The following is a 13,751-nucleotide window of genomic DNA, read 5'->3' as shown; positions in this document are numbered from 1 at the left end:
GCGCCTTTACGTACCTTGCCTTCGGCGGGGTTACGCCGCGTGGCCGCCGTCCACGGAGAACTCCGCGCCCGTCACGTACGCCGCGTCCGGGCCCGCCAGGAAGGCCACCATCGCGGCGACCTCCTCCGCCGTGCCGAAGCGGCCCAGTGCCGTCATCTCCGCCTGTCCCTGCGCGAACGGACCGTCCGCCGGGTTCATCTCGGTGTCGATCGGGCCGGGGTGGACGACGTTGGCGTTGATGCCGCGTCCGCCCAGCTCCCGTGCGAGGGACTTGGTCAGGCCGATCAGGGCCGACTTGCTCGTCGCGTAGAGCGTGCCGCCGGGGCCCGGGACACGGGCCGTCATGCAGGTGCCGATCGTGACGATCCGCCCGCCCTCGTGCATCCGCGCGGCCGCCGCCTGCGAGGCGAGGAACGCCGCACGCACGTTGACCGCGAGGACCCGGTCGACGTCCGCGAGGGTGAGGGTCTCCAGCGGGCCGAGCACCCCGGCCCCCACACTGTTGACCAGCACGTCCAGCCGGCCGAGCGCGTCCGCCGCCCAGTCCACCGCGCCCGCCGCGTCCCCGGCGTCCGCCGCGTCGGCCCGCAGCATGAACGCCTTGCGCCCGGTCGCCTCGATCCGTGCGGCGACCTCCTTCGCCCGCTCCTCGCTCGCCACGTACGTGAACGCGACGTCCGCGCCCTCCCGGGCCAGCCGCAGCGCCGTGGCGGCGCCGATCCCGCGGCTGCCACCCGTCACCAGAACCGCCTTGCCGTTCATCGTGGACATCCCGAACCTCCGTAAGAAGTGCCAATTGGTTGTTGCGGGTTCAATGAAAGTCGGCGGAGCCGCCTGACGCTGGCGGCAATCGGACACCGTGATCAACCGACCGATCCCGCGACCGAACCGCCGCCGATCAGCCGTCCGATCCCGCGACCGATGGCTTTCGCCGAGCGGTGAGGTCAGAGCTTCTGAGACACGATGGACCGGGGGACACCGCACCCGGCACGGAACCGAAAGGCACCATCATGGGCAAGCTCTCCCTCACCCAGTTCGTCACGCTCGACGGCGTCTACCAGGCGCCCGGCGGCGTCGAAGAGGACCGCAGGGGCGGCTTCGAGCACGGTGGCTGGTCCGTCCCGTTCGGGGACGAGGACTTCGGCGCCTTCGTCAGCGAGGTCTTCACGCGGCCCGCCGCCTTCCTGCTCGGCCGCCAGACGTACGAGATCTTCGCGGGCTACTGGCCGAAGCACGACGACCCCGACGACCCCATCCCCTCCCAGCTCAACGCCCTCCCGAAGTACGTCGTCTCGACCACCCTCAAGACCGCCGACTGGGCCCCCACCACCGTCCTCGGCGGCGACGCCGTCCAGGAGGTCACCGCCCTGAAGGACCGCGTCGACGGCGAGATCCAGATGCACGGCAGCGGCAAGCTCGCCCAGACGCTGATGGCCGCCGACCTCATCGACACGCTCCACCTGCTGGTCTTCCCCGTCGTCCTCGGCACCGGCTTCCGGCTCTTCCCCGACGGCGCCCGGCCCACCGCCTTCCGCAACGCCGGGTCCAGGACCACCAGCACGGGCGTCTCCATCAACACGTACGAGCTGGCCGGCCGCCCCGAGTACGGGACGTACGAGTAGCCGACTCCGTGGCGGAGCGTAGGCCCTCGGTGAGCGAAAGGTGTAGCCACCACCGGCCTTCCCCGGTTACGGTGACCGTCCCGCGTGCGAGCCGCCGAAGTCTCCACCCCGTCCGACGTGTTGGAGCAGGCCCACGATGTCCGCGATCGCCGCCTCCGTACCCCTCCGCGCCCCGCGCCGCGCCTGGCTCACCGACCTTCCGGTGCTCCTCGTCGCCGCCGTCTGGGGCGCCAGCTACCTCGCCGCCAAGGGCATCACCACCACGCACACCGTCGTGGCCGTCCTCGTCCTGCGGTTCGCCGTCGTCCTGCCCGCCCTCGTCGTCGCCGGATGGCGCGGGCTGCGGGCGCTGCGGGCGGCCCAATGGCGCGGCGCGGGACTCCTCGGCCTGATCCTCAGCGGGATCTTCCTCCTGGAGACCTACGGCGTCGTCCACACCTCCGCCACCAACGCGGGCCTGATCATCAGCCTCACCATGATCCTCACGCCGCTCGCCGAGGCCGCCGTCACCAGGACCAGGCCGCCCCGCGCCTTCCTCGCCGCCGCCGGGCTCTCGGTCGCCGGTGTGGTGCTGCTGACCCAGGGCGGCGGCTTCACGACCCCGTCCCCCGGCGACCTGCTGATGCTGCTCGCCGCCCTCGCCCGTACCGTCCACGTCCTGGCCATGGCCAGGATCAAGGCCGTCCAGGACGCCGACGCGCTCTCCCTCACCACCGTCCAACTCGGCTCCGCCGTCGCCGTCTTCGCGCTGCTCGCCACGGTCCCCGGCACCGGCGCGTCGCCCTGGACGGTGGCGCTCGACTTCGGCCCGCGCGAATGGGCCGGACTGCTCTTCCTCTCCGTCTTCTGCACGCTCTTCGCCTTCTTCGTGCAGATGTGGGCCGTCCGCCGCACCTCCCCGTCCCGGGTCAGCCTGCTGCTCGGCACGGAACCGCTCTGGGCCGCCGCCGTCGGCATCGCCCTCGCCGGCGACCGCCCGGGCGCGCTGGGCGTCGCGGGCGCGATCCTGGTCCTGGCGGGCACGAGTTGGGGGCGCCGCGCCGCCGACGAGAGCGCCCGATAGGTTCTTGCGCCATGCGTTCACTGCCGTACGACATAGAATTCCGCGCTCGCGCACGGCGCACCCAGGCCTGGGGACTCGGGCTGCTGACCGTCGCCGGACTGCTGTGGATCTGGTTCGCAGTCGGGATCTTCCTGCCGTACACCACCACCGACGGCCGCGACGACGCCGAGTGCGATTCCCGCTGGAGCTCGGAGTACCTGCACGACGAGGACAGTGACTGCGTCGCCGAACGCGACTGGCCCGAGATGGTCGGCATCCTCGGCGGATCGATCCCCTTCGCGGTGGTCGGCTCCGTCCTCTACGCCGGCGGCTCCGTCTCCCACCGGATGGCCGAGCACCTCGCCGAGGTCACCCGCCTCAACGGGCAGCGGCCATGACATCAGGACGGGCAGCGGCCCTGACCTCAGGTCCGCCGGCTGGTGTCCGCGATCATCACGATCACGAACCCGAGCACCGCGATCACGATGTTCGCGAACAGTGCCCGGTCCGCCAGGAACCAGACGTTCTCCGTGAGGGCCCGGGTGAACCCCATGAACGGGAACCAGCCGGTCAACTCGCGCAGCACCCCCGCGATGCCGCCGACCAGGATCACACCGCCCACGAACTCCAGGAACTTCTTCATGGGCCGATCCTGACGCCCGGGGCCGCCCGCCCGCGTCGGCCACCAGGCCAGACCGGGTGCTACCGAAGTCGCCTCCCGCGCGACTTTGGTCGCTTCCGGCGGCTCCGGACCGGCTCCACGCCCCTGACGTGCGTACTTTGGTGGGTATGACACGTCCCGACCCCTACGCCTGGCTGCTGCCCTCGGCCTTGGCCGACCCCGCCGCCACCGGCGCCTCCGGGCGTCGCAGGCCGCGGCGGACCGTACGGGACTGGGTCGTCGACACCTCGCTCTTCCTCTGCGCCGTCTTCGTCGGCCTCCTGGCCGCCGAGGCCGTCGACCAGTACAACAGCGAGACCGTCGCCTTCGCGGACCAGCTCGTCGGCGCGGCCGCCTGCTGCGCCCTCTGGCTCCGCCGCCGCTGGCCCGTCGGCCTCGCCGTCGTGCTCTCCCTCCTGAGCGTCGTCGCGCCGGTCGCCGGCGGCGCCTTCCTGGTGAGCCTGTTCAGCGTCGCCGTCCGCAAGCCCTTCCGCGAGATCGTCTGGATCGGCGCGCTGGCCGCCGTCTGCTCCGTCGCCCAGGTCTTCGTACGGCCCGACCCCTCCACCGGAGCGCCGCTCGGGATCGCCATCGGCCTGATCCTGATCCTGCTGATGACCGCCTGGGGGATGCTCGTACGCTCCCGGCGCCAGCTCGTCGAGGCGCTGCGCGAACGGGCCCGGCGCGCCGAGGCCGAGGCCGAACTCCGCGCCGAGCAGGCCCAGCGGCTCGCCCGGGAGGCCATCGCCCGCGAGATGCACGACGTCCTCGCCCACCGCCTCACCCTGCTCAGCGTGCACGCAGGCGCCCTGGAGTTCCGCCCCGACGCCCCGCCCGAGCAGGTCGCCCGAGCGGCAGGTGTGATCCGGGACAGTGCTCACGAGGCGCTCCAGGACCTCCGCGAGATCATCGGGGTCCTGCGCGCGCCCGGCGAGGGCGGCGAGGGCGACCGCCCCCAGCCCACCCTGGCCACCCTCGACGAACTCGTCGCCGAGTCCCGGGCCGCCGGGGCCAAGGTCGTCCTCGACACCACCGTCGACGACCCGGCCGCCGTCCCCGCCGCCACCGGGCGCACCGTCTACCGGATCGCGCAGGAGGGCCTCACCAACGCGCGTAAGCACGCCCCGGGCACCGAGGTCACCGTCACCGTGCGCGGCCGCCCCGGCGACGGACTGACCGTCGACATCCGCAACCCCGCCCCCACCGGCGAGGTCCCGCACGTCCCCGGCTCCGGCCAGGGCCTCATCGGGCTCACCGAGCGGGCCACCCTCGCCGGCGGGCGCCTCGACCACGGACCGGCCCCCGACGGCGGCTTCGCCCTCCACGCCTGGCTACCGTGGCCCTCATGACCATCCGGCTGCTCATCGTCGACGACGACCCCCTGGTCCGCGCGGGACTCACCCTGATGCTCGGCGGCGCCGACGACATCGAGATCGTCGGCGAGGGGACCGACGGCCGGGACGTCCCCGACCTCGTCGACCGGCTCGCCCCCGACGTGGTCCTGATGGACATCCGGATGCCGTACGTCGACGGCCTCACCGCCACCGAACGGCTGCGCGCCCGCCCCGACGCGCCCCAGGTCGTCGTCCTCACCACCTTCCACGCCGACGAACAGGTGCTGCGCGCCCTGCGGGCCGGCGCGGCCGGTTTCGTCCTCAAGGACACCCCGCCCGCCGAGATCGTGGCCTCCGTACGCCGGGTCGCGTCCGGCGACCCCGTACTCTCCCCGGCTGTCACCCGCCAGCTGATGACGCATGTCGCCGGCCACCAGGAGCAGCCGCGGCGCGGCACCGCCGGCGACCGCCTCGCCCAACTCGCCGAGCGGGAACGCGAGGTCGCGGTCGCCGTCGGACGGGGTCAGTCCAACGCCGAGATCGCCGCCGCCCTGTATCTGAGCGTGCCGACAGTCAAGACCCACGTCTCGCGGATTCTGGCCAAACTCGGCCTCAACAACCGTGTCCAGATCGCGCTGCTCGTCCACGACGCGGGCCTCCTGGACGAGGACGGCGGATAGCCGCGATCCAGGGGGTGTCTTGCCGATCATGCCGGGCTCGCGACGGCCTGATCGGCAAGACACCCCCTAGGCTGGTGCGATGTCCGTCATCGATCTGGGGGAGTACGGCGCGGACTTCACCGCGAACCCGTATCCCTACTACGCCGAGCTCCGCGAGAGCGGTCCCGTCCACCACGTCCGGATGCCCGACGGCTGGGAGTTCTGGCTCGTCGTCGGCCACGAGGAGGGGCGGGCCGCACTCACCGACCCCCGGCTGGTCAAGTCGCCGTCCGTGATCGGCTTCGTCCCCGTCGACGAAGAGGTCATCGGCCCCAACCTGCTCGCCGTCGACCCACCGGACCACACCCGGCTGCGCAAGCTCGTCGCCCGGGAGTTCACCGCCCGCCGGGTGGAGGCCCTGCGCCCCCGTGTCCAGGAGCTCGCCGACGAACTCGCCGACGCGATGGCGCCGTCCGGCCGCGCCGACCTCGTGGACGCCTTCGCCTTCCCGCTGCCCATCACCGTCATCTGCGAGCTGCTCGGAGTCCCGGCGGCCGACCGGGACTCCTTCCACGTCTGGTCGAACGAGCTGGTCGCACCGACCGGTGGAACACCCGAGCGGGAGGTCGTCGAGGGCTTCGGCGCCTACCTCGACGCGCTCATCGAGGACAAGCGGGCCGCGGGGCCCTCGGACGACCTGCTGTCCGCGCTGATCGCCACCCGCGCCGAGGACGGCGACCGGCTCTCCCTGCCCGAACTGCGGGCTATGGCCTACCTGTTGCTCATCGCCGGGCACGAGACCACCGTCAACCTGATCTCCAACACCATGCGGGCGCTCTTCGCCCACCCGGACCAACTCGCCGACCTGCGGGCCGACTTCGGACTCCTCGACGGGGCCGTCGAGGAAGGACTGCGCTACGACGGTCCGGTGGAGACCAGCACCTTCCGGATCGCCAAGGAGTCGACCACCGTCGGGGGCACCGAGATCCCCGCCCTGGCGCCGGTCTTCGTCTCCCTCGCGGGCGCCGACCGCGACCCGAGGCGCTTCCCCGAACCGGACCGTTTCGACATCCGCCGCGAACCGCGCGGGCATCTCGCCTTCGGGCACGGCCTCCACTACTGTCTCGGGGCGCCGCTCGCCCGGCTTGAGGGCACCATCGCGATCCGGACACTCCTGGAGCGTTTCCCGCGGCTGGAACTCGACCCCGGCGCCGCTCCCTGGGAGTGGATGCCCGGCCTGCTCATCCGCGGCGTGCGCCGCCTTCCCGTCAGGTGGTGACCCGATGACCGCACCCACCCCGGACTTCGACCTCGGCCAGGCGCAGAAGGTCCTGGACGCCCAGCCGTTCAGCCGGCTCCTCGGCGCCCGGATCACCGCCTTCGGCGACAGCGGCGCCACCCTGGAGGTCGACCTCCGTGAGGAGCTCCACCAGCAGAACGGCTTCGCCCACGGCGGTGTGCTCTCGTACGCCGCCGACAACGCGCTGACCTTCGCGGCCGGCGCCGCCCTGGGCCCGGCCGTCCTGACGGCAGGCTTCTCCATCCAGTACGTCCGCCCGGCCGTCGGCGTCACCCTGCGCGCCCGCGCCTCGGTCGTCCACGCCGGGCGCCGGCAGGCGGTCGTCCGGTGCGACCTGCTGACCGTGGACGGTGAGGGCGCGGAGACCCTGTGCGCGGTCGCGCAGGGGACGGTGCTCGCGGCGACGGGCTGAGGGTCCCGCGTACGACGCCGTGCCAGGTCCGCCCGGCCGCCCGGTCACCCCGCCTACGACGGGATCTCGTCCAGGCGGACCGGGCGGCCCTCGCGCCGCGAGAGCTCGCACGCCTCGGCGATCCGGAGCGCCTCCAGGGCCTCCCGCCCGTCGCAGGGGTTCGCCGCCTCGCCGCGCACCAGCCGTACGAACGCGTCCAGTTCGGCCTCGTACGCCGGAGCGAACCGTTCCAGGAAGCCCGTCCACGGCTTGACCGGGGCCGCGGGCCCCGACGGCTCCACCGAGGTGAGCGGGGTCCGGTCGTCCAGACCGACGGCGATCTGGTCCCGCTCGCCCGCCAGCTCCATCCGTACGTCGTACCCGGCGCCGTTGCACCGGGTGGCCGTGGCCGTCGCCAGCGTGCCGTCGTCCAGCGTGAGCACCGCCGCCGCCGTGTCCACATCGTCGGCCTCCCGGAACATCGCGGGGCCCGCGTCCGAGCCGGTGGCGTACACCTGGACGACCTCGCGCCCGGTCACCCAGCGCAGTATGTCGACGTCGTGCACCAGGCAGTCCCGGAACAGGCCACCCGAGAGCGGCAGGTACGCGGCGGGCGGCGGGGCCGGGTCCGAGGTCGCCGCCCGTACGGTGTGCAGCCGGCCGAGCCGCCCGGACCGCACCGCCTCGCGGGCCGCCACGTACCCGGCGTCGAAGCGGCGCATGAACCCGAGCTGGAGCTCCGTACCCGCGGCCTCGACGGCCCGCAGCGCGCCGAGCGTGCCCGGCACGTCCAGGGCGATGGGCTTCTCGCAGAAGGCCGGGAGCCCCGCGCCCGCCACGCGGGCGATCAGCTCGGCGTGGGCGGCGGTGGCGGAGGCGATGACGACGGCGTCGAGGGCGTGGTGCTCCAGGAGGGCGTCGACGGTCGGCGCCACCTCCGCGCGGAGCGCCCCGCCGACCCGCGCCGCCCGGTCGGCGTCCGCGTCCGCCACGACCAGCGCCTCCACCTCCGGGTGGCGGGCGAGCGCGCCCGCGTGGAAGGCACCGATACGACCCGTTCCGATCAGTCCGATACGCATGGCCCCAAGGTGGTGCCGGACCGGGACCGTGTCAAGGATTTGTCAGGACAATCGGACTTCACCACTTCCTGTCATCATCTCCTCGGGCTACGCTCCCGTCCGTGTCCAAGCCGCCGCCGTCCGCCGAGCCGCCACCCCTCCCCACCGAGCCGCAGCCCCTCTCCGTGGACCGAACCAGCCCGGTGCCGCTCTACTACCAGCTCGCCCGGCAGCTGGAGGCGGCCATCGAGAACGGCGCCCTGGCCCCCGGCAGCCTGCTCGGCAACGAGATCGACCTCGCCACCCGGCTCGGCCTGTCCCGGCCCACCGTCCGGCAGGCCATCCAGTCCCTGGTCGACAAGGGCCTCCTGGTCCGCCGGCGCGGCGTCGGCACCCAGGTCGTGCACAGCCAGGTCCGTCGCCCGCTGGAGCTGAGCAGCCTCTACGACGACCTGGAGGCGGCCGGCCAGCGACCCGCCACCCGGGTCCTCGTCGACCGCGTCGAACCCGCCGCCGGCCCGGTCGCGGCCGCCCTCGGCGTACCGGAGGGCAGCGAGGTGCGGTACGTGGAGCGGCTGCGGACCGCGCACGACGAGCCCATGGCGTACCTGCGCAACCACCTCCCGGCCGGGCTGCTCGACCTGAACCCCGGGCGATTGGAGACCACCGGCCTCTACCGCCTCATGCGCGGTGCCGGTATCACTCTGCACAGCGCCCGCCAGACGGTCGGCGCCCGCGCCGCCACGGCCGCGGAGGCCGAGCTGCTCGCCGAGAAGGAGGGGGCGCCGCTGCTCACGATGGAACGCACCACCTTCGACGACACCGGCCGGGCCGTCGAGTACGGATCCCATCTCTACCGGGCCTCGCGCTACGCCTTCGAGTTCCAGCTGCTGGTCCGTCCGTAGTCGTACGTATGACCCACTGACGACCGAGCGACCCCCATGACCGATACTGCAATGCACGCAGAAGGACATAAAGGAGGGCACGGCCTCGTGACCAGGCTTCGGACAGGAGGGGTACGGGCCGCAGTCGGCGCCGTGCTCGCGGTGGCGCTCACCGCCGCACTCGCGGGGTGCAGCAGCACCGGCGGGAAGCGCGCGGAGGACGCCCGCAAGGCGGCCGCGGCCCAGGGGAAGGCGGCCGTGAACACCCCCCGGTGGACCTTCGCGATGGTGACCCACTCGGGCGACGGCGACACCTTCTGGGACATCGTCCAGAACGGCGCCGAGCAGGCCGCCGTCAAGGACAACATCAACTTCCTCTACGCCCACAGCGACGAGGCGCAGCAGCAGGCGCAGCTGATCGACTCGTACATCGCGAAGGGCGTCGACGGACTCATCGTCACGCTCGCCAAGCCCGACGCGATGAAGGCGGCCGTCGACAAGGCGGTCAAGGCCGGCATCCCGGTGATCACCGTGAACTCCGGCTCCGAGCAGTCCAAGGCCTTCGGGGCGCTCACCCACATCGGTCAGGACGAGACCGTCGCGGGCGAGGCCGTCGGCGACGAGCTGGACACGCGCGGGAAGAAGAAGGCCCTGTGCGTCCTGCACGAGCAGGGCAACGTCGGCCACGAGCAGCGCTGCGCCGGAGCGAAGAAGACCTTCGACGGCGAGATGGCGAACCTGTACGTCGACGGCACCAACATGCCCGACGTCCAGGCCTCCATCGAGGCCAAGCTCCAGTCGGACCCCGAGATCGACTCCGTGGTCACCCTCGGCGCGCCCTTCGCGGACGCCGCCGTCCAGGCGAAGGAGAACGCGGGCTCGCGGGCCGAGATCGACACCTTCGACCTGAACGCCAAGGTCGCCACCGCGCTCGCCGCGGGCACCCTCGGCTTCGCCGTGGACCAGCAGCCCTACCTCCAGGGCTACGAGGCCGTCGACCTGCTCTGGCTGTACAAGTACAACGCCGATGTCCTCGGCGGCGGCAAGCCGGTCCTCACCGGGCCGCAGATCATCACCAAGGACGACGCCGCCGCGCTGAAGGGCTACGCGGAGCGGGGCACCCGATGAGCGCGAGCGCGCCCACGGGGAACGGTCTCGACCACGTGGACGAGCGGCTGCTGCGCACCTCGCCGCTGAAGAAGCTGCTGGCCCGGCCCGAGCTCGGCTCGGTCGTCGGCGCGGCCGCGGTCTTCGTCTTCTTCGCGATCGTGGCGGACAGCTTCCTGCGCGCCGCCAGCCTGGGCACGGTCCTCTACGCGGCCTCCACCATCGGGATCATGGCGGTGCCGGTCGCGCTCCTGATGATCGGCGGCGAGTTCGACCTGTCGGCCGGTGTGATGGTCACGACCTCGGCGCTGATCTCCTCGATGTTCAGCTACCAGATGACCGCGAACGTCTGGGTCGGCGTCGGTGTCTCGCTGCTGGTCACCCTCGCCATCGGCGTCTTCAACGGCTTCATGCTCACCCGCACCAAGCTGCCGAGCTTCATCATCACCCTCGGCACCTTCCTGATGCTGACCGGTCTGAACCTCGGCTTCACCAAGCTGATCAGCGGCACGGTGTCCACGAAGTCGATCGCCGACATGGAGGGCTTCCCCTCGGCGAAGAAGCTGTTCGCCTCGCAGCTGACCATCGGAGGCGTCGACCTCAAGGTCACCATCCTGTGGTGGATCGGCCTGGTCGCGCTCGCCACCTGGATCCTGCTGCGCACCCGCTTCGGCAACTGGATCTTCGCCGTCGGCGGCGGCGCCGACGCGGCCCGCGCGGTCGGCGTCCCGGTCTACCGGACCAAGATCGGCCTCTACATGGGCGTGGCCTTCTGCGCCTGGATCTCCGGCCAGCACCTGCTCTTCTCCTTCGACGTCGTCCAGTCGGGCGAAGGCGTCGGGAACGAGCTGATCTACATCATCGCGGCCGTCATCGGCGGCTGCCTGATCACCGGCGGCTACGGCTCCGCCATCGGCTCGGCGGTCGGCGCGTTCATCTTCGGGATGACCAGCAAGGGCATCGTGTACGCGGAGTGGAACCCGGACTGGTTCAAGTTCTTCCTGGGGGCGATGCTCCTGCTCGCGACGCTGCTGAACGCCTGGATCCGCAGGCGCGTGGAGGCCACGAAATGACCACCGAGACCCCGGCCCAGGGCGCCGCGCCCCTCGTGGAGCTGGACGACGTCAGCAAGTTCTACGGCAACATCCGCGCCCTCGAAGGGGTCTCCCTGGAGGTCCACGCGGGCGAGATCACCTGTGTCCTCGGCGACAACGGCGCCGGCAAGTCCACCCTCATCAAGATCGTCGCGGGGCTGCACCGGCACGACGCAGGCACCTTCCGGATCGAGGGCGAGGACGTCTCCCTGGCCAATCCGCGCGAGGCACTGGGCCGCGGCATCGCCACCGTCTACCAGGACCTGGCCGTCGTCCCGCTGATGCCGGTCTGGCGGAACTTCTTCCTCGGCTCCGAGCCCACCAAGGGTTCGGGCCCCTTCAAGCGCCTCGACGTCGAGCTGATGCGCGAGACGACCCGTACCGAGCTGCTGCGGATGGGCATCGACCTGCGCGACGTCGATCAGCCCATCGGCACCCTCTCGGGCGGCGAGCGCCAGTGCGTGGCCATCGCCCGGGCGGTCCACTTCGGCGCCAAGGTGCTGGTCCTGGACGAGCCGACCGCCGCCCTCGGCGTCAAGCAGTCCGGGGTGGTCCTGAAGTATGTGGCCGCCGCCCGTGACCAGGGCCTCGGCGTGGTCCTCATCACGCACAACCCGCATCACGCCTATCTCGTCGGCGACCGTTTCGTGCTGCTCAAGCGCGGCGTCATGGCGGCCAGCCACACCAAGGACTCGGTCACCCTGGACGAGTTGACCCGGCAGATGGCGGGCGGCAGCGAGCTGGAGGACCTCCGCCACGAACTGGAACGCCCGAATCCTTCGTAGCCGCTCCACTCCGTCGTAACGGCCGTCCGACACCGCACCTGGCAGAATCGAGCCGATGAGTACCTACCGCGACCTCACCAACCGGGGATCCGCCCGGGCCACGGTGCTGCGGACCGTCGGGACCCGGGAGCGACGCTCCCACCTGACCGCGCCCCGGGTGCCCACCGTCGGCATCGACATCGGCGGTACGAAGGTGATGGCGGGTGTCGTCGACGCGGACGGCACCATCCTGGAGAAGATCAAGACCGAGACGCCGGACAAGTCCAAGAGCGCCAAGGTCGTCGAAGACACCATCACCGAGCTGGTCCTGGACCTCTCCGACCGGCACGACGTGCACGCCGTCGGCATCGGCGCCGCCGGCTGGGTCGACGCCGAGCGCGCCACCGTCCTCTTCGCCCCGCACCTCGCCTGGCGCAACGAGCCGCTGCGCGACGCCCTCCAGTCCCGGCTCGCCGTCCCGGTCATGGTCGACAACGACGCCAACACCGCCGCCTGGGCCGAGTGGCGCTTCGGCGCCGGCCGCGGCGAGGACCACCTCGTCATGATCACGCTCGGTACGGGCATCGGCGGCGCGATCCTGGAGGACGGGCGGGTCAAGCGCGGCAAGTACGGGGTGGCCGGCGAGTTCGGTCATATGCAGGTCGTCCCCGGCGGCCACCGCTGCCCCTGCGGCAACCGCGGCTGCTGGGAGCAGTACAGCTCCGGCAACGCGCTGGTCCGCGAGGCCAGGGAACTGGCCGTGGCCGACTCCCCGGTCGCGTACAACATCATCGAGCGGGTCAAGGGCCACGTCCCGGACATCACCGGCCCGCTGATCACGGAGCTGGCGCGGGAGGGCGACGCCATGTGCGTCGAGCTCCTCCAGGACATCGGGCAGTGGCTCGGCGTCGGCATCGCCAACCTCGCCGCCGCCCTCGACCCCTCCTGCTTCGTCATCGGCGGGGGCGTCAGCGCCGCCGACGACCTGCTGATCGGCCCGGCCAGGGACGCCTTCCGGCGCCATCTCACCGGCCGTGGCTACCGCCCCGAGGCCAGGATCGCCAAGGCACAGCTCGGCCCGGAGGCCGGTATGGTCGGCGCCGCCGACCTCGCCCGGCTCGTCGCCCGCCGCTTCCGCCGTGCCAACCGCCGCCGTCTCGAACGCTACGAGCGCTACGAGCGGTACGCCCAGGTCCTCCGGGGCGGCACCGCCACCGACGACCGCCCGTCCACCCGTACCACCCAGGACCCGCCTTCATGACCGTCCCCTCCCCGACCACCTCTCCCGAGCAGGGCGCGAAGCTGCCGGAGGACCGGCGCCACATGATCCGCCGCCGCTGGCTGACGGCGATCATCATCGTGCTGCTCGTCGGCATCCCCGCCGGGTACCTGATGATCTCCGCCGGGCAGAGCCGCGACAGCGGCCGTGACAAGGAGCGCGAGTCCTCGGCGACGGGTCTGGTCGACAACTGGCCCTCGCTGATGAAGCGCCGTATCTACGAGATCCCGATCCCCCCGGGCGCCTCGGACGTGGCCTACTACGAGACCAGCAACTGGAAGACCAGCCGGCTGTACGTCCGGTTCACGACGAGCGCCGGACGGCTCGACGCCTTCCTGAACGATGTCGGCTCCAGCCGCTCCCGGTTGACCCCCGACGAGGTCGCCGTCAGCCACCGCGACGCCGAGATCGTCGGCTGGGACTTCCCGGCGGACCACGTCTGGTCCTCCACCACCGTCACCCGCGCCAAGCCGCGCCCCACGGCGGACATCACCGTCGACCTCACGGACCCGGCGGCCCCCACGGTGTACGTGGTCTCCTCGACGACCCCCTGACC

At 72.0% G+C, this 13,751-nt stretch carries 16 protein-coding genes; 13 read left to right on the top strand and 3 right to left on the bottom strand.

The window, feature by feature from the left end; translation table 11 throughout:
* Window positions 1–30: 30 nt before the first annotated feature.
* Window positions 31–771 carry an SDR family oxidoreductase gene (locus tag Q5762_RS27775; protein WP_315894983.1) on the bottom strand — a complete coding sequence of 247 codons (741 nt, stop codon included), beginning with the start codon at window positions 769–771 and terminating at the stop codon, window positions 31–33.
* 239 nt (window positions 772–1,010) lie between these two features.
* Here Q5762_RS27775 and Q5762_RS27770 point away from each other — a divergent pair, with 239 nt between their 5' ends.
* The 3 genes from Q5762_RS27770 (at window position 1,011) to Q5762_RS27760 (ending at window position 3,062) form a co-directional block, all read left to right on the top strand.
* On the top strand, window positions 1,011–1,622 hold the full coding sequence (locus tag Q5762_RS27770) for a dihydrofolate reductase family protein (RefSeq protein WP_315894982.1): 612 nt from the start codon (window positions 1,011–1,013) through the stop codon (window positions 1,620–1,622).
* A gap of 136 nt (window positions 1,623–1,758) precedes the next feature.
* Window positions 1,759–2,685, top strand: coding sequence for a DMT family transporter (locus tag Q5762_RS27765; protein ID WP_315894981.1), 927 nt, complete (start codon window positions 1,759–1,761; stop codon window positions 2,683–2,685).
* A gap of 11 nt (window positions 2,686–2,696) precedes the next feature.
* Entirely contained in the window at window positions 2,697–3,062 is a 366-nt protein-coding gene (locus Q5762_RS27760) for a hypothetical protein (RefSeq protein WP_315894980.1), read from the top strand.
* Between the two features lie 26 nt (window positions 3,063–3,088).
* Here the strand turns inward: Q5762_RS27760 and Q5762_RS27755 are convergent, their stop codons facing one another.
* Entirely contained in the window at window positions 3,089–3,307 is a 219-nt protein-coding gene (locus tag Q5762_RS27755; protein WP_315894979.1) for a hypothetical protein, read from the bottom strand.
* A gap of 146 nt (window positions 3,308–3,453) precedes the next feature.
* Here Q5762_RS27755 and Q5762_RS27750 point away from each other — a divergent pair, with 146 nt between their 5' ends.
* The 4 genes from Q5762_RS27750 to Q5762_RS27735 all read left to right on the top strand — a co-directional run bounded on the left by Q5762_RS27750 (window position 3,454) and on the right by Q5762_RS27735 (window position 7,030).
* Window positions 3,454–4,674: a histidine kinase gene (locus Q5762_RS27750; RefSeq protein WP_315894978.1), complete on the top strand. Its 1,221-nt coding sequence runs from the start codon at window positions 3,454–3,456 to the stop codon at window positions 4,672–4,674.
* A complete protein-coding gene (locus Q5762_RS27745) occupies window positions 4,671–5,339 on the top strand; it encodes a response regulator transcription factor (protein WP_315894977.1) in 669 nt (222 codons plus the stop codon). The genes Q5762_RS27750 and Q5762_RS27745 overlap by 4 nt, the downstream gene beginning before the upstream one ends.
* 79 nt (window positions 5,340–5,418) lie before the next feature.
* Complete coding sequence (locus Q5762_RS27740; protein ID WP_315894976.1) at window positions 5,419–6,597, top strand: cytochrome P450; 1,179 nt, start codon at window positions 5,419–5,421, stop codon at window positions 6,595–6,597.
* A 4-nt stretch (window positions 6,598–6,601) separates the two neighbouring features.
* Window positions 6,602–7,030, top strand: coding sequence for a PaaI family thioesterase (locus Q5762_RS27735; RefSeq protein WP_315894975.1), 429 nt, complete (start codon window positions 6,602–6,604; stop codon window positions 7,028–7,030).
* A 53-nt stretch (window positions 7,031–7,083) separates the two neighbouring features.
* Here Q5762_RS27735 and Q5762_RS27730 read toward each other — a convergent pair whose 3' ends face one another.
* Window positions 7,084–8,088, bottom strand: coding sequence for a Gfo/Idh/MocA family oxidoreductase (locus tag Q5762_RS27730; RefSeq protein WP_315894974.1), 1,005 nt, complete (start codon window positions 8,086–8,088; stop codon window positions 7,084–7,086).
* A 164-nt stretch (window positions 8,089–8,252) separates the two neighbouring features.
* On the opposite strand from Q5762_RS27730, the gene Q5762_RS27725 reads away from it, so the two are divergent.
* From Q5762_RS27725 to Q5762_RS27700, 6 genes are all read left to right on the top strand, one after another.
* Window positions 8,253–8,972: a GntR family transcriptional regulator gene (locus Q5762_RS27725; protein ID WP_315895024.1), complete on the top strand. Its 720-nt coding sequence runs from the start codon at window positions 8,253–8,255 to the stop codon at window positions 8,970–8,972.
* An 87-nt stretch (window positions 8,973–9,059) separates the two neighbouring features.
* Window positions 9,060–10,079 carry a sugar ABC transporter substrate-binding protein gene (locus tag Q5762_RS27720; RefSeq protein WP_315894973.1) on the top strand — a complete coding sequence of 340 codons (1,020 nt, stop codon included), beginning with the start codon at window positions 9,060–9,062 and terminating at the stop codon, window positions 10,077–10,079.
* Window positions 10,076–11,131 (top strand): ABC transporter permease, encoded by a 1,056-nt coding sequence (locus Q5762_RS27715; RefSeq protein ID WP_315894972.1) that lies wholly within the window; start codon window positions 10,076–10,078, stop codon window positions 11,129–11,131. Before Q5762_RS27720 ends, Q5762_RS27715 begins: the two co-directional genes overlap by 4 nt.
* Window positions 11,128–11,937, top strand: a complete 810-nt coding sequence (locus Q5762_RS27710; protein WP_315894971.1) for an ATP-binding cassette domain-containing protein — start codon at window positions 11,128–11,130, stop codon at window positions 11,935–11,937. Before Q5762_RS27715 ends, Q5762_RS27710 begins: the two co-directional genes overlap by 4 nt.
* A 55-nt stretch (window positions 11,938–11,992) precedes the next feature.
* Window positions 11,993–13,177 (top strand): ROK family glucokinase, encoded by a 1,185-nt coding sequence (locus Q5762_RS27705; RefSeq protein ID WP_315894970.1) that lies wholly within the window; start codon window positions 11,993–11,995, stop codon window positions 13,175–13,177.
* The gene (locus Q5762_RS27700; protein WP_315894969.1) at window positions 13,174–13,749 is read left to right on the top strand and encodes a hypothetical protein; all 576 of its coding nucleotides are present in this window, start codon (window positions 13,174–13,176) and stop codon (window positions 13,747–13,749) included. Before Q5762_RS27705 ends, Q5762_RS27700 begins: the two co-directional genes overlap by 4 nt.
* Window positions 13,750–13,751: the final 2 nt, after the last annotated feature.

This window comes from Streptomyces sp. P9(2023) (assembly GCF_032436795.1).
In the GTDB taxonomy this organism is placed as follows: domain Bacteria; phylum Actinomycetota; class Actinomycetes; order Streptomycetales; family Streptomycetaceae; genus Streptomyces.
The sequence above is the reverse complement of the archived record's forward strand: the minus strand, read 5'-3'. Positions and strand labels throughout refer to the sequence as shown.

Excerpts from the sequence above, each read along its gene's own strand:
- Q5762_RS27730 (WP_315894974.1), bottom strand. The coding sequence starts at position 8,088 with ATGCGTATCGGACTGATCGGAACGGGTCGTATCGGTGCCTTCCACGCG.
- Q5762_RS27735 (WP_315894975.1), top strand. The coding sequence starts at position 6,602 with ATGACCGCACCCACCCCGGACTTCGACCTCGGCCAGGCGCAGAAGGTC.
- Q5762_RS27760 (WP_315894980.1), top strand. The coding sequence starts at position 2,697 with ATGCGTTCACTGCCGTACGACATAGAATTCCGCGCTCGCGCACGGCGC.
- Q5762_RS27710 (WP_315894971.1), top strand. The coding sequence starts at position 11,128 with ATGACCACCGAGACCCCGGCCCAGGGCGCCGCGCCCCTCGTGGAGCTG.
- Q5762_RS27705 (WP_315894970.1), top strand. The coding sequence starts at position 11,993 with ATGAGTACCTACCGCGACCTCACCAACCGGGGATCCGCCCGGGCCACG.
- Q5762_RS27745 (WP_315894977.1), top strand. The coding sequence starts at position 4,671 with ATGACCATCCGGCTGCTCATCGTCGACGACGACCCCCTGGTCCGCGCG.
- Q5762_RS27700 (WP_315894969.1), top strand. The coding sequence starts at position 13,174 with ATGACCGTCCCCTCCCCGACCACCTCTCCCGAGCAGGGCGCGAAGCTG.
- Q5762_RS27715 (WP_315894972.1), top strand. The coding sequence starts at position 10,076 with ATGAGCGCGAGCGCGCCCACGGGGAACGGTCTCGACCACGTGGACGAG.
- Q5762_RS27770 (WP_315894982.1), top strand. The coding sequence starts at position 1,011 with ATGGGCAAGCTCTCCCTCACCCAGTTCGTCACGCTCGACGGCGTCTAC.
- Q5762_RS27750 (WP_315894978.1), top strand. The coding sequence starts at position 3,454 with ATGACACGTCCCGACCCCTACGCCTGGCTGCTGCCCTCGGCCTTGGCC.
- Q5762_RS27755 (WP_315894979.1), bottom strand. The coding sequence starts at position 3,307 with ATGAAGAAGTTCCTGGAGTTCGTGGGCGGTGTGATCCTGGTCGGCGGC.
- Q5762_RS27765 (WP_315894981.1), top strand. The coding sequence starts at position 1,759 with ATGTCCGCGATCGCCGCCTCCGTACCCCTCCGCGCCCCGCGCCGCGCC.
- Q5762_RS27775 (WP_315894983.1), bottom strand. The coding sequence starts at position 771 with ATGTCCACGATGAACGGCAAGGCGGTTCTGGTGACGGGTGGCAGCCGC.
- Q5762_RS27740 (WP_315894976.1), top strand. The coding sequence starts at position 5,419 with ATGTCCGTCATCGATCTGGGGGAGTACGGCGCGGACTTCACCGCGAAC.